The organism is Nonomuraea sp. NPDC049714 (assembly GCF_044465295.1).
GTDB lineage: Bacteria > Actinomycetota > Actinomycetes > Streptosporangiales > Streptosporangiaceae > Nonomuraea.
In genome coordinates this window covers 16,673-39,300 of sequence record NZ_JBITLM010000025.1, presented here as the reverse complement: position 1 = coordinate 39,300, position 22,628 = coordinate 16,673, and the positions used below count along the sequence as shown (strand labels likewise).

Sequence of the window (22,628 nt, the reverse complement as noted above, 5' to 3'; positions counted from 1 at the left end):
TAGATGGTGCGATATCTGGAGCCCGTCCGGGATCGGGGTTAGGCTTCGCCAAATGATTGGTGCGGCGGTCTTCGCACTTTGTCAATGGGGTCAATAGGAGCTGATGACGTGGGTGGTCAGGAGTTTGCGCGTTACATCGTCAGCCCGGCACTCGATGGTGACCAGGCCGTCATCTTCGTTCCCGGACTGGGAGGCCGGACGAAATTCGTGGACCGGTGGAACGAGCCGGACGGGGCACCTGTCATCCACCGGGCCAACTGGAGCGAGCCGATGAGCGTGCCCTCCATCGACGAGCGCGGGGCGGCGCTCGCCGCCCTCATCACGCACTCCGGTGTCACGGATGTCGTGCTCGTGGGCCACAGCATGGGCGGGCTCGTCTGCCTGGAGGCGGGCAAGCGCCTGGAGGGACGGCTTCGCGGGACCGTCCTCATGTGTCAGTACCCGCCGCACCGCACGCCGTCGTCGCCGCTGGCGGAGCTGCCGGACCGGGCCCTGGCCGAGGAGCTCGAGGTGCCGCCCCACATCAGGGACACGGCGGCTCTTCCTGAGTACGCGCGTCTCTGGCGGTCGGAGTACCAGCTCCTCAATCGCTATCTGGAGTCAGATCCGCGCCCGAAGCTCAACGCGCCGATCATCGCGGTCGGCGCCGCCGATGACGCGAGCTCCTGGAACACCGAGTGCCTCGATGACTGGAGCCACTACACGACGGAGTGGCTGTCGGTTCACCTGATCGACGGCGGCCACCAGATCGTCGAGGAGCTGCCCTCGGAGACCCTCCGCGCGTGGGTCAGGAAGGTTCGTGGCTGAGCCGCCGCAGCTCGGCGACCAGCTCGGCCACCGTCGGATGGTCGAAGATCGCAGCGATGCCGATGTCCACGCTGAAACCCCTGCGGATCTCCTCGACCAGCCCCACGGCGGTGAAGGAGTCGCCGCCCAGATCGAAGAAGTTCTCCTCGGGGTGGACCGACTCCACACCGAACGCGGCGCACCACAGGTCCGTCAGCCGGGCCTCGATCGACGCCGCGTCCGTGGTCCCGGGTGAACCGGCCTCCGCCCGTGCCCCGGCCGACGCCGCCGGCCGCTCGTCGGCGGTGCCGGTGCCGGTGTCGGTGCCGGTTGCGGTGTCGGTTTCGGCGTCGGCCGGCAGGTCCTCGGAGTGCCTCAGGACCGCGTCCTGCCCCGGCAGGGTGATCGCCACCTGCCGGTGACCGGGCCGGCCCAGGATGCGCAGCATCATGCCGACACCGGTCTCGGGCGTGATCCCGGCCTCGGCGCCCCGCTCCTCACGAGAGGTCTCGGGGGCGACCATGGATTCGTCGACGCGGCGCATGGTGAAGCCCCTGACCTCGACGGCGACGTCACCGCCGGCCGTCAGCACGTCGATGTCGGCCACGATCGTGTCCGAACCGCTCGGGCGCCGGCGGATGTGGCTGTACGCGAGCCCCGGTATCGACCGGTGCACCACGATCGACTGGTACGCGAAGGGCGCGTGCGGAGGCTCGTGGTCAGGGTCGCGCGCCAGTGACACCGCCGCGTCCAGGAGGGTGGGATGCAGGGCGTGCTCGCCGAGCTCATGGCCGAACGTCTCGGGAAAGGTGAGTACGGCGAGCTTCGTGCCGAGGTCGTCCCCGGACATCCAGATCTCCTCGCCGGGCCATCGTGGGCCGATGGTGAACAGCCGGTTGCCGGGATCGTTCACGGGGATCCGCCGCTCGGGCAGCGACGCGCGCAGCCCGTCCAGGTCCACCTTGCCCGCGCCGGCGTCCACCAGCAGGATCTCACCCGTCGTGTGCACACGGTAGTCGCCGGACGAGCCGGAGGACGACGCGAGCGGCGAGGTGCGCACGGTGAATCGCCAGAGGTCCTCGTCGGCTTCGAAGCCGACCTCGAGTGACACGGGCTCCGGGGTGGTGATCGGCTGCCGGAAGACCATGTGGCGCAGCTGCGCGGGACGCCCGTTCGCGGGTTCGATCGCCTCGTGGAAGGCGCGCAGGACGAAGTCGACCTGGGCCGTGCCCGGCAGCACCGGCACACCGTCCAGCCGGTGCTCGTCCAGGATCGGATAGTCCTCGGCCGACAGCGGGGTCGACCACCTGCGCACATCTCCGGCCTGCCGCCCCTGGCGGGCGGCCATACCGACCTCGGCCCAGGACGGCCAGTTGACGGTCATCGAGGCGCAGCCCGCCAACGGCTGCCGGCGCACCACCGCGTCGAGGAAGGCGTTCGCCGCCGCGTAGTCGGCACCGCCCACCAAGCCCCTGAGCGCCGCGCGGCTGGAGAAGGCCACGAAGAAGTCGAGGCCCGCCCGCCCCCGCAGTGCCTCGACCAGGGCGAGTGTGCCGTGAACCTTCGGCGCGAGTGTCGCCGACACCTGCGCCCGCGTGCGGAATCGCAGCATGCCCCCTCCCGCCACGCCGGCGAGGTGGAACACCCCGTTGATGCCTCCGAAGGCGTCCGACGCCTGGTCGAGCACCCGCCGCAGCGCGTCGACGTCGGTCACGTCGCACGCCTCGACGCGGCACTCGGCTCCCAGGGCCCGGATCTCGCGAAGCTCGGCGTCGTGTCCGCCCGGATGGCGCCCCAGCAGGAGCAACCGTGGCCGCAGGCCGGTGTCCGCCAGGCCGCGCGCCACGGCCAGGCCGAGTCCGCCGAGTCCGCCGGTGATGACGTAGGCGCCCCTGGGACGCAGGGCGGCGGGGCCCGTACCGTCAGGGACGAGCTCCCGCTCGCCCGGGATCCAGCGCCGGTCCCCCCGCAGGGCGACGATCTCCGATCGTTCGAGGCCGCGCAGCTCCGCGAGGAGCCGATCGCCGGCCACGTCGCCCTGGACGTCGACGAGCTTGCACCGGGCGCGCGGGTTCTCGAGCATGTAGCTGCGCAGGAGGCCGAGCAGCATGGCCCGCACCGGGTGCACGGTCTCGCCGCCCGTCACGTCCGCGGACAGCTCGGTGACGACCAGGACGTGGCGGCCGCGCTTGTCGGGCGACCGTCGCGCCGCTTCCTGCAGGAGCTCGACGATGCGGTGGAAACCGGCGTCGAGCTGGCCGTCGATGCTGCTCAGGTCAGGTTCGGCCGGGGCTCCGAGCTGCGTCGCGTCGATGATGAGCTCCGGGTAGCGCCGTGAGTCCCGCAGCTCGTCGAGGAGCCGGACGACGTCCTCCGGGTGCCGGGGGCGGATCACGAAGTCGTCCGCCGCTCCGGAATAGGAGGAACCGGGCCGGACCCGTAACGCGTCCCATCCGGCCCTGTCGAGCAGGGCCACCAGCTCGCCGGCTCGTCGCGCGTCGCCGGGCAGGAACACCAGGGGACGTGACCGTTCACCGGCGCCGGTGTCGTGGCGCGCGGCCGGGGCGGCCTCCACCCACGCAGGCAGCCGGAACACCGCCGCACGGTCCGCTGCCGCCTCGGCGACGGGGACGCTCGGGGACGCCCGCTCGATCCAGTACCGCTCGCGTTGGTACGGGTAGCCCGGCAGAGGCACGCGTGCACGAGGACCCGTCGCGGTCAGCGACGACCAGTTCACCTCCGCGCCCAGAGTCCACAACCGGGCCAGCGCGTGCAGGAACGAGCTGCGTTCGGTCGCGCCCTTCGACGGCCCGCTGGGGAGCGTCGGCACCGCCAGGTGCCGCTTGGCGCGCACCTCAGGATGTGCGCGTGCCAAGGTGGTGAGCGTCCGCCCGGGTCCCACCTCCAGCAGCACCCGGGCGCCGTCGGACAACACGGCGTCAAGCGCCCGATCGAACAGGACGGGCCGGGTGAGCTGCCGGCTCCAGAAGTCCACGCTGCTCACCTGTGCCGGCTCCACCAGGCCGCCCGTGGACGCGGCGTAGAGCTTCCAGCGAGGACCGCGCGGCTCGATGCCGTCGAAGGCCGGGCGGAACCGCTCGGCAGCGCTCATCACGGCCGCGACCGGGGGCGGCCCGTCCAGCGCTCGCGCTCGGGCGCTCACCAGCCGCACCGCATCCGGGAGGGTGAACACCCCGCCGATGGCCGCGGCGGCGAACTCCCCGACGCCGTGGCCGAGCAGCGCGCCGGGCTCGATGCCCAGGGCCAGCCACAGCCGCCCCAGCGCGTACTCGACGCTGAAGAGCGAAGCGGTGCCCACCAGGCCCTCCGGCGCCTCCGACCGGAGCTGCCGCGCGGGCAGGCCGCCGGCCTCGAAGAGGTCGAAGCACTCGTCGAGTGCCGCGGCGAACGCCGGCTCGGTGCGATAGAGCTCCGCCGCCATGTGGGCGTGCTGCGCCCCTTCTCCCGGGAACAGGAACACGGTGCTCCGGTCCACCTGGTCCTCCGGGGTGACGACGCGCCTGGCGTCGTCGAGCACGGCCGAGGCCGCGTCGGACATGCTCTCGGCCACCACAGCGCCTCGGACCGGGTGCGGCGTGCGCCCCTGGCGCAGCGTGAACGAGACATCGGAGAGCGGGTCCGCGCTCTCCGCGAAGGATCGGGCGAGCCGCTCCGGGTAGGCCTCGGCCGCGGCCGGCGTCCGTCCCGACCACACGATCAGCTGTGGTGGCTCCGGAGCGGGGTCGGCCGGGCGGACGGGCGCCTCTTCGAGGATCGCGTGCGCGTTCGTGCCGCCGATCCCGAAGGAGCTGACGCCCGCCAGGCGCCGGTGGCCGGCCGATCGGGGCCAGGGCCGCAGCGTGTCGTTGACGCGGAACGGTGAGCGTTCGAGTTCGAGGAGCGGGTTCACCTGCTCGACGTTGATGCTCGCGGGGATCTGCTCGTGGTCCAGCGACAGCGCGGCCTTGATCAGCGACGTGATCCCCGACGCGTGCCCCAGATGGCCCACGTTTCCCTTGATCGACCCGATGGGGCACAGCCCGGGTTCGGACGTCGCCCGAGCGCTGAACGCCTTCCGCAGCGCTGCGATCTCGATGGCGTCGCCCAGCCGGGTCGCGGTCGCGTGCGCCTCCACGTACCCGATGTCCCCGGGCCCCACGCCGGCGGCCTCCATGGCTCGCAGCACGACCTCCGCCTGCCGATCGGCGCTGGGCGCGGTGAAGCCGACCTTGTTCGCGCCGTCGTTGTTGACGGCCACGGCCCGGATCACCGCGGTGATCCGATCGCCGTCGGCCACGGCGTCGGCCAGCCGCTTGAGGACCACGACGCCGACGCCGCTGCCGAAGATCGTGCCGCTGGCCGCCGCGTCGAAGGGACGGCAGTGGCCGTCCCGGCTCAGCGGGCCGTCCTGGGCCCACCAGTACCCGTGACCGACGGGGAACTCGACGTCGGCGCCGCCGGCCAGCGCGACGTCGCACTCGTGGAGCCGAAGCGCGTTCACGGCGAGATGTACGGCCACGAGCGAGCTCGAACACGCCGTCTGCACGGTCATGCTGGGGCCGTTCAGGTTCAGCTTGTACGACACGAGCGTCGACGCGCTGTCGGGGTTGTTCCACATGCCGGCCGCCATGCCGGTGGCACTCCGGAGCGCCTCCAGGCTCCCGAGGGCGCGGCCGATCCCGTAGCGGTTCGCGGCGACCGACGAGAACACGCCCGCTCTGCCGAGTCCCAGGGCGTCATAGCCGGCGTTCTCGACGGCGGCGTGCGCGGTCTCCAGGTACAGCCGCAACTGCGGGTCGCACGCCTCGGCTTCACGCCGGGTCAGGCCGAAGAACCCGGCGTCGAACAGGTCGATGCCCTCGGGTTCCGCCACCGCCCGCACGTAGGCCAGGTCGTCCAGCGCCTCGCGTGACACGCCGTTCGACCGGAGCTCGTCCTCGGACGGGAAGCGCACCGCCTCCTCCCCGGCCACGAGGTTGCGCCAGAGCTGCCGGGTGTCGGCCGCCGCCGGGAAACGACCGGCCATCCCGATGATCGCGATCGGCTCAACGAGGTTACCCATATCGTCCGCCCCTCCGAGGTCAGGTCGAGTCGTCCAGGTGCTCCAGCAGGTGATCGGCGAAAGCCTTCAGGGTGGGATACCGGAAGACCAGCACGGGGGAGATCTCCGTGCCGAGACGGACGGAGACCTCGGACACGAAACGCATGAGGGACATCGAGGTGAAGCCGGTCTCGAAGAAGCCGCCGTCAGGGTCGATCCGGTCCTGGCCGAGAGCGGATCGCGCGCACTCCTGCAGCACCTCCCACAGCGCCGCGGCGTCCCCGGCCGCCGGTGGGGCCGGCTCGTGGTTCTCCGGTGCCGAGTCGCGCACCTCGATGCTCGACGGCAGGACCGCGGGGTCCAGATGGTCGCGGAGGACCGCACGAAGCTCCTCGCCGTCGACCGCCGTCACGGAGTCCCGTACGACGGTCAGACGCACGGATCCGGCCCCCGCGCCGTCCTCGACGAACGTCGCCACCGAGCCGACGACGCCGGGAACCAGGGCGGCCGCGCCCTCGATCTCGTCCAGCTCCACCCGCGTGCCGTTGACCTGGACCTGCCGGTCCGCCCGCCTGAGGAAGCACAGCGTGCCGTCCGGCAGGCGGCGGACGATGTCGCCGGTGTCGTACCAGCGCCGGCCGTCAAGGCCGGGAGCCAGCAGCGGGGTTCCGTCCGTGTAGCCGAGTGCGCAGGCAGCGGCCTCCACCTGCAGCCGGCCTTCCGGACCCGCACCGTCGGACACGATCCGGACCGTGGCATGGCCGAGCGCGCGGCCGATGGGGACCGGGTCCTCGATCGCGTCCCCCTCGCCGGGCGGTATCTGGTGCATGCACAGGACCTGCGGGGTCTCCGACGCGCCGTAGCAGTTGACGATGGTGGCACGTGGGGCGAACCGTGCCGTCGACCGCAGCGCCGAGGCCTTGAGTCGTGCCCCCACCGAGCAGACCAGCCGCAGGCTGTCGACGGGCGGTCTCGACGAGCCCGCCATGAGCTGGAGCAGGACCGGCGAGCCCTGGAGCACGGTGATGGAGTGCTCCGCCAGCCAGGCCGCCGTCAGCCGGGGATCCGAGGTCGTGCGGCCGTCAGGAACGAACAACGTCGCACCGGTGAGCCAGGGCGCGATCAGCTCCCGCAGGCTCGGGTCGTGGCCGGGTCTGCTGAGAAAGGCGATCCGATCGGATTCGTCCATGGGCAGTTCCTTGAAGAACGCCACACTGGCGGCCTCGAAGGCCGCTCGGCCGACGGCGATCCCTTTCGGCCTCCCCGTCGTGCCGGACGTGAAGAGGATATGACTGACTTCTCCCATGTCCGCGCCGTCGTTCCCGGCGGTGTCCAGCGGGTCCAGGCCGGTGGGGGCGGAGGATGGTCCGAAGGTCGCCGCGGCGCCGGTGGCCATCAGTGCTCCGCGCACCCGCTCAGCACCCCAGTCCCCGAGGATCGCCGGGACGGCGCCCGCGCTCCAGAGCCCCACGATCCGCGCGACGAACTCCGGGCTCCGGTCCGCCGGCACGCCCACCACGCGACCCTGCAGGCGGTGACCTCGCACCACGCGGCGGACGTCCTCGCTGAGTGCGGCGATGTCGCCGAAGGTGATGTCACGCCCCTCGTGGACGAGGGCGACCCCGCTCAGGTCACGAGGCGTCCGTCCGAGAAGTCCGGGTGCGGCTGTGCCGATCATGTCACTCAGCTCGGTCTCATCCTCGTCACCCACGCTGGCCTCCCTCGCGGGCTCGGCGTCCGGCCCATCGGATCGATGTCGCGTCACAACAACTCATCCCAGACCGGGTGGAAGTACCTGGGGTGAGTGCCGCGCAGCTTGCGCCAGTGCTCCTTGCGGTCCTCCGCCGGCGCGGTGCCGATCCGGCGGTCCGGGCGGCCTCCGGCCGCGCGGTCCGAGGGGCCGCCGGCCGCCGCCCATGCCAGGTGCACCAGCGGGAGCACTGCCGAACCACGCCTGGCCTTGCCCAGCTCCGCCCCGGCGCCGGTGACGACTCTCGACAGCCCTGCCGCGTAGGCGTGCTTGACGGGTTCGTAGATCGCCGCGTTGAAGTACACGAACGGGTCCGGCGCGTCGTCGTCGAGGCGGCCGAAGTCCGTCACGTACAGCCGGTCATGCCAGCGGCACATGACCCCGGCGCCGGCGACACGACCCCGCACACGGCACAGCACGGCCACCGACGAGGCGTCCCCCAGCGCGGACGAGTACGCCGACAGGCGCCGGGTGACCGCGTCCACGCTGTAGGCCATCCCGTGCTTGGCCCGCACGTGCACGATCATCGGCGCGATGGTCGTGATGGCCGCACGGAGGGGGACGGTCTCGGTCGCACAGTCCCTGGTGAAGAGCCCCACCTCCCGGCGGACGCTGGTGCGTGTGTTCCGTGGCAGCGTCGCGAGGTAATCGTCGAAGCCCGCACCGGGGAGCTCCAGCTCCGTCTGCGCGACGTTCGCCAGGCGGTGGTGATCGCCGTCGCCGACGACCGGGCCGAGGTCTTTCCAGGCGGAGGCGTCGAGGAACAGGAAGAAGGTGTACGGGAGCCCGCGGTCGGCCGCGACCGCGCCGGCGGCGTCCCGAAGCGCGCGCAGGACCTCTGTCCTGGCCAGATCCGGCAGGGTGCGGTCCACGATGAGCCGCGTACCGAATCCCGCGCGGGAACCGGCCAGCAGGCCCAGCCGGCCGTCGAGCGGACCCGCGGCGCGGAGCAGGTCCTGGAAGTGGAGCTCCGGCCAATACAGGTAGTCACCATGACTGGGGAGCGACTCATAGAGGGGAAGGGCGCCGAGGATGCGGGAACGCCCGGATTCGCGGGCGATCAGGTACGTGACGGGGCCCTCACCGGATCGCTCCAGAGCCCGCAGCCACGTACGGCTCTGGAACAGGTCCCGGGGGTCGGCGACGTCGTTCCACGCCCGCCCGTCGACGTCGGCCAGCGAGGGGACGCGCTCGACCGTCACGAGGCCGGGTACTTCCGGCGTCATCGCCGTGCTCTCCTGGGCACGGCGGTCAGCCGGCCCGGTGATGGAGCCATTCGAGCAGGTCCGGCTCCGCGAGCTCGGCTATCCGGCGGTCGTAGTGCGCTCGATCCTCAGCGGTGAGGAACTGCTCCCATTGGCCCGACTTGCCGCTGCGGAAAAAGCGTTCACGATCGCGGATGTAGCCCAGCTGCTCGTCGGGTGCGAGATCGGCCGCGCGATTGCGCATCTGCTGGAACGTGGCGGCCTCGACCAGCTCCGGCCAGACGCTCTCGTCGATCTCGATGTCGAGCCGTTCGGCGAGCCGTCGCATCTGGCCGGCGAGGTCGGCGGAGAGGTCGGCGTAGTGCAGCAGGATGACGTTCGGCTCCGCGCGGCGCATCCACGCGCGGCTCTGCGTCCAGATCAGCGCGCGCAGCGAGTCGAGATTGACGTACGGCGAGTCGTCGATGTCCACCCAACGTAACAGGTACGTCCGTTCGTCGAGGAGATCCCTGTCGTCATGTCCGTCGACCGGGACCTTGGCCGCCGCGTCGCCGGGGTGGGCGGCCTGGTGGATCAGCCGGCGGATGACGTCACGTTTGAGGTTCCTGCCGTGACTGCGCAGGGAGATGGCGACGTCGCGCGGGTCCCGTCCGACCGTGATGTAGGTGACCCGCGGATCGGCCGGGATGCTGTCGAGCGGGATGTGCGTCTTGATGAAACGGCGGTGCCGCTGCGCGGCCAGGTGGTCCCAGACCTCCTGCTTCGGACGTACGAGCATGTCGATCCACGGGGAGAGGCTCGACAGCGGCGCAGGCAGCCGGGGCGTCTGGAAGATCAGGAGCGCGCAGATCGTCTGGGTCCAGGTGGTGCCGCACTTCGCCGGAGAATTGATGACAATGTCGCCAGGCCGGAATTCGAAACCGTCCCACCGGGAGCTGTCCTCCATCGGTGTGAGGTAACGGGCTAGATGCGTCGTCATTGGCGTGAGTTTAATCACACTATGGGAGTAAAGGAAGGTATGTGATTTTCTGTGCGCTTTCCGGATAACAATCACACCTGGTAGGGGAGGCGTTTTATCCGGCGAAGTGCCTGGTGGGAACATTCCAAAATGAAATGGACCCGCTTTCGTGCGGCGATCGGCCGGGCCGTTCACCCGCTGCGCAGGGAGTAGGCGGTCACATCATCGGACAGGTCGGCGACGCGTGACAGCGCGCCGGTGCCGACGTTCCAGCCGAGCAGCCGGTCCCCGCTCTCGATGATCACCGTGCCAGGGCTGATCCAGCCGCGCACGGGGCAGCCGCCCTTCCCGCACCTCATGCCGGGCGAATCGCCCCAGGGCAGGAGCATCGTCCTGACCAGCCGGCCCGTGGCGGTGTCGGCCACGACGACCACGTCGGCTCTGTCCGCCAGGTCGTGGTGGGCGGGCGCGGACCTGGCGACGAGGCCGTCGCGCTGCCATCCGTGGTCGCCCACGGGCCGGCCGCCCTCGTCGGTGACGCCCCGGACGTCCAGCTCCACCTCCGACCCGCCCTCCTGGACGACCGTCCGGCCGCCGTCGGACGAGACGATCCTGAGGTCGCGATAGCCCGCCACGCCCGCGAAGCCCTTGTACGGCTGCCGCTGCGCCCTCCCCGTGGCCAGGTCGAGCAGGTAGTTCGCCTCCTTCTGCTCGACGAGGAGCCGCTCGCCGCGCCAGAGCACCATCTCGTTGTGCCCCGGCACCGGGTAGCGCCTGGCCCGGCCGATCACGAGGTCGACGACCACCACCTCGTCCTTCTGCGGGAAGGCGGCCATCGTCCCGTCGGGGGCGAGCGAGTTGGGCTTCAGCGGCGTCCCGCCGTTGCCGGCCGAGCCCAGCTTCACCTCGAGCGGGACGCGCCCGTCGGCTCTCATGACGTAGATCCGTCCGTCGCCGAACTCGGCCAGCGCCAGGACGGGTCCGGAGACCGCGGTCACGACGGGGATGCCGGCCCACCTCTCCGGCAGCGCGGTCGCGGACGCGGGCAGCGCCGCCTCACCGCTGGGTGGCGGCGCTGTGTCCATGACGGGGGCGGGCGGGATCGTGTGCGTGGGGGTGACGCTGGGATAGACGGTGATGCCGCGCTCCACCGGCTCCGGGGACACGACGATCCCCACCACGACGAGCGCGGCGACCGTCATGGCCGCCGCGGCGACCGTCCACCGGCGGCGGCTACGGCTCCGCGTGCCCTGCCGCCACAGCTCACCCGCGCGGGACGACCCCTCGGGCAGAGTCCCGGCGAGATCGTCGAAGAGCTCCCGCAGCCTCTGGTCCGTCATATCAACACCTCTTCCAGCTCGGGAGCGACCTCGCGTAACCGCTTCAGCGCCGCGTGCGTCTGGCTCTTCACCGTCCCGGCCGACACCCGCAGGATCGCCGCGACCTCCCCGACGGGCAGGTCCTCGTAGAAGCGCAGCACCAGCACCGCCCGCTGCTTCACCGGCAACCTGGCCAGCGCGCGGGCGAACACCACCTTCAGGTCCGACGCTCCCGAGGTGTCGTGGTCCGCCTGGTCGGGCGGCTCCTCGTAGGGGAACTCCCGACGCCTCCGCCACCTGGACGCCACCTCCCTGTACAAGGTGGTCCGCACGTAGTTGACCGGGTCGGTATGCACCTTCGACCAGCGGCGCGCCAGTTTGATCAGGGCATCCTGGAGCACGTCCTCGGCCAGATGCCTGTCACCGCTGATGAGAATGGCGGCACGCAGCAGCCGCGGGTGCCAGGCGGCGACGAAGGCCTCGAACGCCTCGGAATCCGTCATGTAGACAAGACGTCCGAGAGGGGGTGAACGGTTGGGACTTTTCCGAAATCAGCTATACGGCACTGACCGGCTTACACCGTCGAGGGGCCGGCGGAACACTTCGATGCACGTCAGTTGCGCTACTACGAGGCACAGGGCCTGCTCAAGCCGAGCCGGAGCGCATGACCGGGCCGGGCCCCGAGCCGGAGCCGTGCCCTGAACCGAGCGGCGCGCCCCGTAGGAGCTCTCGCTCTTGATCACGTGGGGTCTGACGCCTACGCTGATCATCCGGATCACCCTCTTGTCCAGCCCCACGGACGGAGTCGTATGACGATCAGGACGAAGGCCGCGTTCGTCGCATCGCTGACCGTGATCACCTTCGTGGCCGTCCTGCCCCCCGCGCACGCGCGGACGTCGACGGCGAGCGCGCTCGCCTGCCCGCCGGTCTTCGGGCACGGCGGCTATCCCTCCGGTCCGAATCCGTGGGACCGGGATCAGGTCCGCCAGCCCAACAACGTCCGAGCCCTGAACGACCAGAAGACTTGGGGCGCCGACGGCGTGGAAGGCGACGTCCAGCTCACCCAGCAGGGCACCAAGGCCGTCATGTGGCACAACACCACCACCAACGGGCTGACGGGCACCCGGAAGAACATCACCGCGATCTGGTGGGCGGCCGGAAGCGACAACCTGCGCGATCGCCGCATCGCGCGTGGCCCGTACCAGGGGGAGCAGGTCTACACGTTGCGGCAGTGGCTCGACCACGTGCGCTCGCGCGGTCTGATCGCCCTGCTGGAGGTCAAGCCCGAGACCAAGGCCGTGCTGTCCGACCCGGCGTACGCGGCGGCCGCCTGGAAGGAGATCTCGGATCCGATCAAGGAACGCCAGGCTTCGCAACGCATCCTCGTCTACTCCCAGGACTCCTGGGTCCAGGCCGAGCTCTCCAGGCGTCACCCGGGCCTGCTCAAGGGATCGGAGGCTCGCTGGACCGACGGCGTGGGCTGGGAGGAGCCGCCGCCCGTCTGGAGCGGCAACGCGGGCCGATGGCAGGAGGTGCTGAACCAGGCGCCGAAGAGCGTGATGACGAACTACACCAGGGAGTACCGCGCCTGGCTCAACGGCAGGTGCGGCTAGCGCTGAGCGCGTGCACGGCCTGAGTCGATGACGCCCGGGGGGAACGACCGCGCCGCCGCCGTCGCTGAGGCGTTCGACCGCAGGCTGCGTTCCGGCGTGTCTCCGTCATCTGTGCAGGCGGGTGAGGGCTTGAGGCGTCAGGCGTCGCGCGAGTTCTTCGAGGAGTGAGACCACGTCGGCGACCTGGTGCGGGTCGGTGGTGTCCATGGCTTGGGCCAGGACGGTGTCGATGGTGGTGGCGCGGACCTCTTTCACGCGGGCGGAGGTCTCGGGGACGGGCTGGACGAGCAGGCGGCGGCGGTCGCGGGCGTCGGGTTCGGTGACGATCGCGCCGGCTTCGCGGAGCCGGGCCACGGCCGCTGAGACGGCGCTTTGGGGGAGGCCGGTGCGGGTGACGATGTCGCTGATCGCGCTGCCCGGGTGGGTGCGGACGTCACTGACCACGATCAGCACGGTCCGGATGCTGCCCGGCTGGTCGTCCAGTCCTTCGGTGGGCAAGGCCTCCTCGCCGATCTTCATCAGGGTGCGTCCGAGGAGGAACAGGTCGACTCCGTTCATATGAGCCAATATACATCATTTTTGATGTATCAGTTTTGATGGAATATGGTTCACCGCGACTCCCCGAACGAGAGGACCTGTCATGACCAAGACCGCCCACCTGCGCGTCCCCGGCGCCACCCTCTACTACGAGGTGCGCGGCACCGGCCCCCTGCTGCTGATCTCCCAGAGCGGCGAAGGCGACGCCGACCGCAGCATCGACCTGGTCGACCAGCTCACCGACACGTACACGGTGATCACATACGACCGGCGTGGCCTGTCCCGCAGCACGCTGAACGCGCCGGGCCGCGGGGTGACCATGGATGAGCATGCCGACGACGTCCACCGGCTCCTGGCCGAGCTGACCGACGAGCCGGCGGCGATGCTCGGCTGCAGCATGGGCGCCGCCATCGGCCTGCACCTGGCGCTCCACCACCCCGGGCAGATCAGCACGCTCATCGCGCACGAGCCGGTGACCCCCCACCTGCTGCCGGCGGCCGAACGCATCCACCATGAGGCCGAGCTGGCCGGCATCCAGCGGCTCTACCGCCGCGAAGGACTGGCCCCGGCGCTCAAGGTCGTCGCCGAGGTGCTGGGCATCGACCCGGCCAACCCCGGCGCCGAGCCGGACCTGACCCCGCAGCCGATGACCCCCGAGCGGATCGCCAACTTCGGGTTCTTCATCGAACACGACTTCACCGCCGTCATCGGCGCCACCCTCCCTGCCGCCGGCTTGCCCTTCACCGGCACCCGTATCGTGCCCGCCGCCGGCCGGACCACCGCGCGCACCGTCTTCGACCACCGCTGCGCCCAGGAACTGGCCGGCCTGCTCGGCACCGAGCTCACCGAATTCCCCGGCGGGCACAACGGCAACACCACTCACCCTCGCGCGTACGCCGCGCGCCTGCGGGAGATCCTGCACGCTCCGGCCGGCTGATCGACTCCTTGCCGCTACCCCGTCCGGCGGCGGAGGCTCGCCTGCTGGAGGGCCGGCGGCACGTACGCCTGGTCGAGCGTGCCGACGTCGGTGCCCGGCGGGACGATCTCGTCGATCCGGTCGAGGATGTCGTCGGTGAGCGCCACGTCGACGCCGGCGAGCAGGTCGTCGAGGTGGCTCATCGTGCGCGGCCCGACGATCGCGCTGGTCACGCCGGGATGAGCGATCGTGAACGCCATGGCGAGGTGGGTCAGCGGCAGGCCCGCCTCCTCGGCGAGCGTGATGAACCGCTCGACGGTGTCGAGGCGGCGCTCGTCGTTGAGGTGCCGGAAGAAGCCGGCGCGGCGGAGTTCGTTCTGCCCGCCCTTGCGGACGCGCCCCGTGAGCAGTCCCTGCCCGAGCGGGCCCCACACCAGCGTGCCCATCCCATGGCGCTGGGCGACGGGCAGCACCTCGCGTTCGATGCCGCGGTTGAGCAGCGAGTACGGCGGCTGCTCCGTGCGGAACCGTGCCAGGCCGCGCCGCTCGGCCACCCAGTGGGCTTCGACGATGTCGGACGCCGGCATCGCGGAGGTCCCGATCGCACGGACTTTCCCGCTGCGGATCAGGTCAGTGAGCGCGGAGAGCGTCTCCTCGATGTCCGTGGCGGGGTCCGGGTGGTGGATCTGGTAGAGGTCGATGTGGTCGGTGCGCAGGCGGCGCAGCGAGTTCTCGACCGCGGTCATGATCCAGCGCCGAGAGGCGCCTCGCTGGTTGGGGTCGTCACCCATCGGGCGGCTCACTTTGGTCGCGAGGACGACGTTGTCCCGTCGTCCTTTGAGCGCGTCGCCGACGACCTCTTCGGAGTCGCCGTAAACGTCGGCGGTGTCGATGAGGTTGATTCCCGCGTCCAGCGCCTTGTGGATGATGCGGGCCGAGTCGCCGGGATCGGGGTTGCCGACGGACGTGGCGAACATCAGGGCGCCGAGCGCATAGGGGCTGACCTTGATCCCGGTCCCGCCGAGCGTGCGGTACTGCATGCGAAATCTTCCTCCCGGTAGAAGCGCCGAACAGCGCTGCCGAATCCGAGCTGCCAGCATGCGGCCGTGCGGGCGCCGGCGGGAGAGACGTCCCTGTCCGGGGACGGGCGGTCCCTGGCTGCGGCCGGCGGCACAGGGCATGGTGGAGGTGTGGACAGAACCGAACTGGCCGACTTCCTGCGCCGCTGCCGTACCCGGCTCTCCCCCGCCGACGTGGGGCTGCCGCAGGGAGCGCGGCGTCGTACCCCGGGACTGCGCCGCGAGGAGGTGGCGCAGCTCGCGGACATGTCCACCGACCACTACACGCGGCTGGAGCAGGCCAGGGGCTCACGCCCGTCCCGCCAGATGCTCGCCGCCGTCGCCCGCGCGCTGCGGCTGACCGGCGACGAACGGGACCACCTCTTCCATCTGGCCGGCGAGGAGCCCCCGCGCAACCGGCCGACCACGGAGCACGTCCGCCCCGGCCTGCTCCTCGTTCTCGACCGGCTGACCGATGTTCCCGCCCAGGTGGTGAGCGACCGCGGTGACGTCCTCGCGCAGAACGCGATGGCCAGGGCGCTCCACGGTGACGCGTCCGCCCGCTCCGAGGCGGAGCACAACATCGCCTGGCGCTACTTCACGGACCCCTCCACGCGGGAACTCTTCCCGGCCGAGGACCATGAGCGTGCCGCCCTCGCGGTAGTGGCGGATCTACGCGCCACACTCGCCCGCCGCCCGGACGACGCGCGGCTGGCGGGGCTCGTACGCCGGCTTCGTGCCCGCAGCGAGGAGTTCTCGGCGCTGTGGGACACCCACCAGGTCGCCGTACGCCGCACCGACGTCAAACGCTTCCTGCATCCGGTCGTCGGCCTACTGGAGCTGGACTGTGAGGTGCTGCTGAACCCGGAGCACGACCAACGCCTGATCGTCTACACCGCCCGCCCGGGCAGCAGGTCCTACGAGCGGCTGGAACTGCTGCGCGTGGTCGGTCTCCAGGCCCTGACCCGTAGCTGAACCACTCCGCCGGGGGCTAGTGATCGTCGGTGAAGACGGGAAGCACAGGAGGGGTGAAGGCGGCGCCGGCCTCCGGGTCACCGGTCGACTGGGTCAGCAGCAGCCGCGTGGTCTCAAGAAGGTGATCACGCATGGCCTGCGCGGCCCCCTGGTCGTCCCGGGCCTGGATGCGCAGGAAAATGCGTTCGTGGACCCGCCAGATGTCCCACAGGGTCCGAGTCTTGGTGGTGGACAGGCCACGTGCCGACATCTGCGCCCGCATCGTCGCGACGGACTGGGTCACCCGCGTGTTGCCCGCGGCGTCCAGGATCAGCTCGTGGAACTTCACGTCCTCTTCCTGGAACAGCCGCTCGTCGCCGGTCTCGCAGGCCTGCCGCATCCTCTCGAGCGCCTTCGAGATCGGGGCCACCTGAGCGTCGGTGATCATGGTCGCGGCACGATAGGCCGAGGGGACTTCGAGCAGGAAGCGGAGCGAGTAGATCTCTTCGATGTCGCGGGTCGCTATCTGAAGGATCCGGACGCCCCGGCTCCGCTCGAACCGCACCACCCCGTGCGTGGCGAGCTGCAGCAGGGCCTCGCGGACGGGTGTCCGTGACACGCCCAGCTGAGCGGCGATCTCCACCACGGAGTGCAAGGTGCCGGGTGCGAGCTCGCCGGAGACGATGGCCCGGCGGACTGCCTCGAAGGTCTGGGCCGCCAGCGACGTCTGGTCCGTCGAGATCTGCTCCATTTGGACTTGGCTCCCGGTCAGTCGGTCCGCACAGCGCCTCGCCGGATGGTCCGGAACGCCTTGGTCGGCCGAGACGATATCACTCAGAACAAGGATGTGGCATGCAACATGCAACACTGCCACTCAAGAGATCAAAGGAACGACAAGTCGGCTCCCTCGCTGGCCGGCAGGACGGTCTGCGCGTACAACCTCCGCCAACCACGTTCGGGCAGTTCGGGCGGGGTGAAGTCCGCGCGCCGCCGCTCCAGTTCATCCTCCTCCACGAGGAGGTCGAGCCGCCGCGCCGCGACGTCCAGCCTGATGAGGTCGCCGTCGCGGACGAGCGCGATCGGCCCTCCGGCGGCGCTCTCCGGGGCGCAGTGCAGCACGACGGTGCCGTAGGAAGTGCCGCTCATCCGCGCGTCGGAGACCCGCACCATGTCCCTGATCCCGGCCTGAGCCAGCTTGGCGGGGATGGGCAGGGCACCGGCTTCGGGCATGCCCGCGGCGATGGGTCCCGCGTTGCGCAGCACCAGTACGTGGTCGGGGGTGACGTCCAGGTCCGGGTCGTCAAGGATCCGCTGGGCGTCCTGAGCCGAGTCGATGACCAGGGCCGGTCCGGTGTGGTTCATCAGGTGCGGGCTCGCGGCCGCCGACTTGATGACCGCTCCGCCCGGCGCGAGCGTGCCGTGGAGCACCGCCAGGCTCCCCGCCGCGCCGAGGGGGTCCTCCAGCGGGCGGATCGTCGTCTGCCAGTCCTCGCGGGCGGGGCTCTCGGCGATCAGCGAGCCCAGGGTTTCCCCGGTGACCCCGACGGTCTCCCGCTCAAGCAGGGGTTCGAGGACCTTGAGCAGCGCGGGAAGTCCGCCGGATCGGTGGAAGTCCTCCAGATATCCCGATCCGGCGGGCTTGCAGTCGACCAGGAACGGCACGTCGGCGCCGACCACGTCGAAGTCCTCGAGGCTGAGTTCCACTCCGGCCCGCCGCGCGACCGCGATCAGGTGGATCAGCGCGTTCGTCGATCCGCTCATCGCCGAGAGCACCCGGATGGCGTTGCGGAAGGCGGCCGGGGTGAGGATCTCGCGGGGAAGGGGACCTCCCGACCGCGCCAGTTCGACGGCGCGGCGACCGGTCTCGGCGCCGTGCCGGAGGCGGGCGCCGGTGGCCGCCGGGGGAGTGGCGCCGCCCGGCAGCATCATGCCGAGGGTCTCGGTGAGGCAGGCCATGGTGGACGCGGTGCCCATGACCCCGCAGGTGCCCGCGGTCGACACGAGTTCGTTGCGGACGCTGGTGATCTCGGACTGATCGAGTTCCCCGCCGCGGTGCTTGCCCCAGAATCGCCGGCAGTCGGTGCAGGCCCCGAGCCGCTCGCCTCGCCAGCTGCCGGTCATCATCGGTCCGACCACCTCGAGCAGCACCGGCTTGTCGGAGGAGGCGGCGGCCATGAGCTGGGCCGGTACGGTCTTGTCACACCCCCCGAGCAGAACGGCGGCGTCCATCGGAAGGGCGCGGATCATCTCCTCGGTGTCCATCGCGAGCAGGTTGCGGAACAGCATCGTCGTCGGGGAGGTCAGGATCTCCCCCAGCGAGATGGTCGGGAAGTCCATGGGCAGGCCGCCGGCCTCCAGGACGCCCCGTCTGACGGCCTCGAGCAGGGCCGGCATGTCGCGATGGCAGGTGTTGTAGTCGGATTTGGTCACCGCGATGCCGATGATCGGCCGGTCCAGCGCCTCGTCGTCGTACCCGCTGGAGGCAAGGAAGGCACGCCGCAGGTACGTGCTGAAACCGTCATCGCCGTAGGACGTATGGTTCCGGTCGATGGCCGATTCAGTCGGTCGGGCGGGCATGTGGACCTCCGGGGTCTGGCTGGTTCGGGAAGAGAGGGCCGGCGGCATCAGGGGCGCAGCGGCATGGCCAGCGGGCGCATCGGAGCACCGGTCGCACCGCGCAGTTTCATGGAGGCGGCGACGAAGGCGAACTCGTAGAGCCGTTCGGCCGAGATCTGCTCGCAGTCGACCACCTCCATGATGGGAACGCCCGCCTCCCCCAGGAGATAGGTGTGGACGACCTGCCAGTTCTCCTCGTCCTTGCCGGGCATCTGCTCCAGGGCGAGAGTGTCGCCGCCGATGACGGAGGCACCCAGCCGGGCGAGGAACCGGGCGCCGTCCAGGTTCAGTCCAGGGCTGTTGTCGATGTAGGCGTCGATCTCGGGCCAGGCGCGCATCCGGCCGGTACGGACCAGCGCCACGTCACCCGGCCGGAATTCGACATTCTGGCGGCGCATGGCCTCGCGCAGATCGTCCGCGCCGATCCCGTAGTTGTCCGGGAGCACGTCGGTGTCGTGCAGGGCGGCGATGTCGAACAGCACCCCGCGGGCGATGATGGGAGGGATCTTGTCCGCGCCGCACCTGGTCCAGTGCCGCGAGCTGATGTGCTCCTGGGCGGAGAACCCGTTCCAGATCTGGCCGTTGTACCCGAAGTGGTTCAGGGTGTCGATGTGCGTTCCGCAGTGGGTGTACATCGAGATCGCGTCACCCGAGTAGGAGACCAGCTCGTTCTGCGCGCGGCCCACCCCGGTGATGTCGTCCAGGACCGTGCCGGCGGGTGTGTGCGTCATCCACTGCTGGAAGTTCGGGTCGCCGGCCTTCGTCCACGAGGGCATGCCGACGAAGTAGTCGACCGACAGGTCGATGACGCTGCCGCCGTCCGCCCGGGCCAGCACGGCACGCGAGGCCTCCGGGGTGAGCAGGTTGAGCATGCCGATCTCGTCGTCGGGACCGAAAGGGCTGCGGCTGACCTCGCGGAACTCCGCACAGTACGCCGCGATCTTGTTTCTGGTCGCTTCGCTGATGAGCGCCGGTCCACACATGGTGGTGCCCGCCTTCCTGTTCGATCCGGTTACTGGCCCGAGGTCATCGGGCGGATGAGCTCGCCGTACATCTCGGGCCGGCGGCCGGAGAACACGGGAAGCTCGAATTCGCCCGGCTTCTTGATCAGCCGCTTGGTCCGGGCGGCGTGGACGTCGATCACCGCGCCGAACAGCCCTTCGTCCTGACCCGCGTCGGCCAGCACCGCTCCGGACGGCGCGATGATCTGGCTTCTGCCCATGAAGCGGGTGCCGACCTCGAAGTCGGCGCGGTCGGCCACCGCGAGATAGACCAGGTTCTCCAGTGCGCGTACCCGCGTCATGTGGTCGGCGAGCATGTCCGACCCCAGGGGCCAATTGGTGGGCATCGCGATGACGTCGGCGCCCTGGAGTGCGAGCTCCCGGGCCGATTCGGGGAACCGCAGGTCGAAGCAGATCATCACGCCGACCCGGCCGAAGGGGGTGTCGGCCACCCGGGGCGCCGCATCGGCGCCCGGGTCGACGAACCGGTCCGCGCCGAGGTACGGCAGGTGCTGCTTGCGGTAGCGGCCGATGATCCCGGAAGGTCCGAGCACCAGGGCCGAGTTGTAGACGTGCCCGTCCGCTTCCTCCAGCAGGCCCACCACCGCGGTCGTGGAGTTCTCGCCGCAGGCTTCCACGATGCGGCCGATCCTGGGGTCCGCGGCGTTGATCGCGGCGGCGCGCGTCTCGGCGCGGGAGCCGAACAGGTATCCGGTGAGCACGCATTCGGGGAAGACCAGGAGCTGATGCCCGGCCGTCGCGCCGTCCCGCACGGTCTGGACGACCCGATCGACGTTGGCCGCCACGTCCGTCCGGTCGACGCTGATCTGGGCGACACCGATCAGGACGCCGCTTTCAGTAGGTGAGCCGGTCAACGTGCCATCCCTGGGTGCGGTGGTTATGGAATACCCGGCAGAGTGGCATGCAGCATGCAGCACGTCAAGTCGTTGACATGCTGCACGCTGCATGCAATGGTGGCCCGATCGAATCGGACATTCCATGGGAGAAGGGCCAAGTTGTGCCAGAAGTAGTGATCCTCAGCGGTGCTGGAGGCGGGATCGGCGCCGCGACGGCGCGCGAATGCGCGACGGCCGGCGCGTCCGTCCTCCTCACGGATCAACGCGTCGAACTCGTGGAACGGCTCGCCGCCGAACTCCGTTCCAGCGGCTGCGACGCTCTGGCACACGGCCTGGACGTCACCGACGAGGAGGCGGTCGCCCGTGCCGTACGGGTCGCCACCGAGCGGTGGGGCCGAGTCGACGGCTTGGTCAACTGCGCCGCCACGATCGTGGCGAAACCACTGGTCGACACCACCCTCGACGAGTGGAACCGGGTCATGACGGTCAACGCGACCGGCACCTTCCTCCTGTGCAGGAACGTGGTGAGCGCGATGCTCGCCCAGGGGACGCCCGGGTCGATCGTCAACCTCTCCTCGATCTCCGGGACGGTCGGCCTGCCCGGCCAGGCCGCTTACTGCGCCTCCAAGGGAGCGGTGCTGCAACTGTCCCGCCAGATCGCCGTCGACTACGCCGCCTCAGGGATCCGGTGCAACGTCGTCAGCCCTGGCTCGGTCGCCACCGAGCAACTGGCCACCTACCTCGGCTCCCAGCCGGATCCCGACGCCGCCCGGCAGCGGCTCATCGCCGGCCACCCGATCGCGCGCCTGGCCAACCCGCACGAGGTGGCCAAGGTGGTCACGTTCCTGCTGAGCTCCGCCGCCAGCTTCGTGACCGGCGCGGACGTGGCCGTAGACGGCGGCTACACCGCCATCTGAGCACAGACCCGCAGACTTCCCGGAAGGTACTCGTCAATGTCGCACCGTACGACCTTGCCGCCGGCCGAGCGCGCCGGTCCTGGCGGGCTGATCGATCTGCGTCGCCTCAAGGCCGGTCGGTTCTCCTCGATCTGGCTGATCACCCTGCTGCTCTTCGCCGCCAGCCCGCTGATCTCGCCCGGCAGCCTTTCCGGATCCGCCGTGCTGTCCATGCTTCCGTTCGCTGCGGTGATGGCGATCGCCGCGCTCGGGCAGACCCTCGTCGTCGCCCATGGCGGCATCGACCTGTCGGTGCCCGGCGGGATGGCGCTGGCCGCGGTGCTCGCGACCAAACTCCCCGCCGGATCGGGGGTCCCGGTCTGGGCGGCCGTCGCGCTCGCACTGGTCGTGGGCGCGCTGGGCGGCCTGGTCATCGGGTTCGCCGTGGTCCGGCTGTCCATCGCGGCGTTCGTGGCGTCCCTGGCGGTCAACTCGATCCTCATCGGCGTGGTCCTGCAGGTCTCCAACGGCTTCCCCGCCTCGGCCGCCGCCACGCTGAGCGCGTTCGCGGTCGGATCCGTCGCGGGCATCCCCAACCTGCTCCTGGTCGCGGTCGTGGTCGTCGGCCTCGCGCACTGGATCATCCGGCACACGGTGCTCGGCCGGCGCTTCATCGCCGTCGGCGCCGGACGGCCCGCGGCGCGACTGCTCGGCCTGCCCACCGGCTCCTACGAGATAGGTGCGTACGTGGGGGCGGGCATCTGCTACGCACTGGCCGGAGCCCTGCTCGCCGGCTATCTGCGGACCCCGGACATCCTGCTCGGCAACACCTACCTCCTCCCGACCATCGCAGCCGTCGTCCTGGGCGGAAGCCTGCTGTCCGGCGGCATCACCAACCTGGCCGCCACCGCTGTCGCCGCGCTGTTCCTCACCCAGCTGGACCAGGTGGTCCTCGCCGCCGGCGCGTCCACCGCCACCCAGCTCCTCGTTCAGGCGGCCGTACTCGCGCTGAGCGTGGTGGCCCGCGGGGTGCCGTGGGGCTCCATCCGCGCGCGGCTGAGAGGCCGCGCCCCCGATCCCGCGGCCACGCTGCCATCGCCCTAGCCGCCCGCCCTAGCCGC

The 22,628-nt window shown here is 70.6% G+C and carries 18 protein-coding genes; 6 read left to right on the top strand and 12 right to left on the bottom strand.

Features of this window, described 5'->3' with window-relative positions; genetic code table 11:
- Positions 1–108 precede the first annotated feature (108 nt).
- Positions 109–807 carry a thioesterase II family protein gene (locus ACIBQX_RS49370; RefSeq protein ID WP_397017550.1) on the top strand — a complete coding sequence of 233 codons (699 nt, stop codon included), beginning with the start codon at positions 109–111 and terminating at the stop codon, positions 805–807.
- On the opposite strand, the gene ACIBQX_RS49365 is transcribed toward ACIBQX_RS49370, so the two are convergent.
- The 6 genes from ACIBQX_RS49365 to ACIBQX_RS49340 form a co-directional block, all read right to left on the bottom strand.
- Entirely contained in the window at positions 788–5,848 is a 5,061-nt protein-coding gene (locus ACIBQX_RS49365) for an SDR family NAD(P)-dependent oxidoreductase (protein WP_397017548.1), read from the bottom strand. The two genes, ACIBQX_RS49370 and ACIBQX_RS49365, sit on opposite strands and share 20 nt — an antisense overlap.
- Before the next feature lie 19 nt (positions 5,849–5,867).
- On the bottom strand, positions 5,868–7,538 hold the full coding sequence (locus ACIBQX_RS49360; protein ID WP_397017546.1) for a non-ribosomal peptide synthetase: 1,671 nt from the start codon (positions 7,536–7,538) through the stop codon (positions 5,868–5,870).
- A 50-nt stretch (positions 7,539–7,588) separates the two neighbouring features.
- The gene (locus ACIBQX_RS49355; protein ID WP_397017544.1) at positions 7,589–8,803 is read right to left on the bottom strand and encodes a peptidogalycan biosysnthesis protein; all 1,215 of its coding nucleotides are present in this window, start codon (positions 8,801–8,803) and stop codon (positions 7,589–7,591) included.
- Positions 8,804–8,828: 25 nt separating this feature from the next.
- Positions 8,829–9,761, bottom strand: a complete 933-nt coding sequence (locus ACIBQX_RS49350) for a sulfotransferase domain-containing protein (protein WP_397017542.1) — start codon at positions 9,759–9,761, stop codon at positions 8,829–8,831.
- A gap of 170 nt (positions 9,762–9,931) precedes the next feature.
- On the bottom strand, positions 9,932–11,080 hold the full coding sequence (locus ACIBQX_RS49345) for a hypothetical protein (RefSeq protein ID WP_397017540.1): 1,149 nt from the start codon (positions 11,078–11,080) through the stop codon (positions 9,932–9,934).
- On the bottom strand, positions 11,077–11,562 hold the full coding sequence (locus ACIBQX_RS49340) for a SigE family RNA polymerase sigma factor (protein ID WP_397017538.1): 486 nt from the start codon (positions 11,560–11,562) through the stop codon (positions 11,077–11,079). The genes ACIBQX_RS49345 and ACIBQX_RS49340 overlap by 4 nt, the downstream gene beginning before the upstream one ends.
- Before the next feature lie 306 nt (positions 11,563–11,868).
- On the opposite strand from ACIBQX_RS49340, the gene ACIBQX_RS49335 reads away from it, so the two are divergent.
- Positions 11,869–12,672, top strand: a complete 804-nt coding sequence (locus ACIBQX_RS49335) for a glycerophosphodiester phosphodiesterase family protein (RefSeq protein WP_397017536.1) — start codon at positions 11,869–11,871, stop codon at positions 12,670–12,672.
- Positions 12,673–12,777: 105 nt separating this feature from the next.
- On the opposite strand, the gene ACIBQX_RS49330 is transcribed toward ACIBQX_RS49335, so the two are convergent.
- A complete protein-coding gene (locus tag ACIBQX_RS49330) occupies positions 12,778–13,230 on the bottom strand; it encodes a MarR family winged helix-turn-helix transcriptional regulator (protein ID WP_397017534.1) in 453 nt (150 codons plus the stop codon).
- An 82-nt stretch (positions 13,231–13,312) separates the two neighbouring features.
- On the opposite strand from ACIBQX_RS49330, the gene ACIBQX_RS49325 reads away from it, so the two are divergent.
- Positions 13,313–14,146 (top strand): alpha/beta fold hydrolase, encoded by an 834-nt coding sequence (locus tag ACIBQX_RS49325; RefSeq protein WP_397017532.1) that lies wholly within the window; start codon positions 13,313–13,315, stop codon positions 14,144–14,146.
- Between the two features lie 14 nt (positions 14,147–14,160).
- Here ACIBQX_RS49325 and ACIBQX_RS49320 read toward each other — a convergent pair whose 3' ends face one another.
- Positions 14,161–15,165, bottom strand: coding sequence for an aldo/keto reductase (locus tag ACIBQX_RS49320; protein WP_397017530.1), 1,005 nt, complete (start codon positions 15,163–15,165; stop codon positions 14,161–14,163).
- 150 nt (positions 15,166–15,315) lie between these two features.
- Between ACIBQX_RS49320 and ACIBQX_RS49315 the strand changes: the two genes are divergently transcribed.
- The gene (locus ACIBQX_RS49315; RefSeq protein ID WP_397017528.1) at positions 15,316–16,158 is read left to right on the top strand and encodes a helix-turn-helix transcriptional regulator; all 843 of its coding nucleotides are present in this window, start codon (positions 15,316–15,318) and stop codon (positions 16,156–16,158) included.
- 16 nt (positions 16,159–16,174) lie between these two features.
- Here the strand turns inward: ACIBQX_RS49315 and ACIBQX_RS49310 are convergent, their stop codons facing one another.
- The 4 genes from ACIBQX_RS49310 to ACIBQX_RS49295 form a co-directional block, all read right to left on the bottom strand.
- A complete protein-coding gene (locus tag ACIBQX_RS49310) occupies positions 16,175–16,888 on the bottom strand; it encodes a GntR family transcriptional regulator (RefSeq protein ID WP_397017526.1) in 714 nt (237 codons plus the stop codon).
- Positions 16,889–17,019: 131 nt separating this feature from the next.
- Positions 17,020–18,714 (bottom strand): dihydroxy-acid dehydratase, encoded by a 1,695-nt coding sequence (locus ACIBQX_RS49305; protein WP_397017524.1) that lies wholly within the window; start codon positions 18,712–18,714, stop codon positions 17,020–17,022.
- Positions 18,715–18,761: 47 nt separating this feature from the next.
- A complete protein-coding gene (locus tag ACIBQX_RS49300) occupies positions 18,762–19,736 on the bottom strand; it encodes a cyclase family protein (protein ID WP_397017522.1) in 975 nt (324 codons plus the stop codon).
- Between the two features lie 29 nt (positions 19,737–19,765).
- Positions 19,766–20,629 carry a carbon-nitrogen hydrolase family protein gene (locus ACIBQX_RS49295; RefSeq protein ID WP_397017520.1) on the bottom strand — a complete coding sequence of 288 codons (864 nt, stop codon included), beginning with the start codon at positions 20,627–20,629 and terminating at the stop codon, positions 19,766–19,768.
- A gap of 143 nt (positions 20,630–20,772) precedes the next feature.
- On the opposite strand from ACIBQX_RS49295, the gene ACIBQX_RS49290 reads away from it, so the two are divergent.
- On the top strand, positions 20,773–21,528 hold the full coding sequence (locus tag ACIBQX_RS49290) for an SDR family NAD(P)-dependent oxidoreductase (protein WP_397017518.1): 756 nt from the start codon (positions 20,773–20,775) through the stop codon (positions 21,526–21,528).
- A gap of 36 nt (positions 21,529–21,564) precedes the next feature.
- On the top strand, positions 21,565–22,611 hold the full coding sequence (locus ACIBQX_RS49285) for an ABC transporter permease (protein WP_397017516.1): 1,047 nt from the start codon (positions 21,565–21,567) through the stop codon (positions 22,609–22,611).
- Positions 22,612–22,628 lie beyond the last annotated feature (17 nt).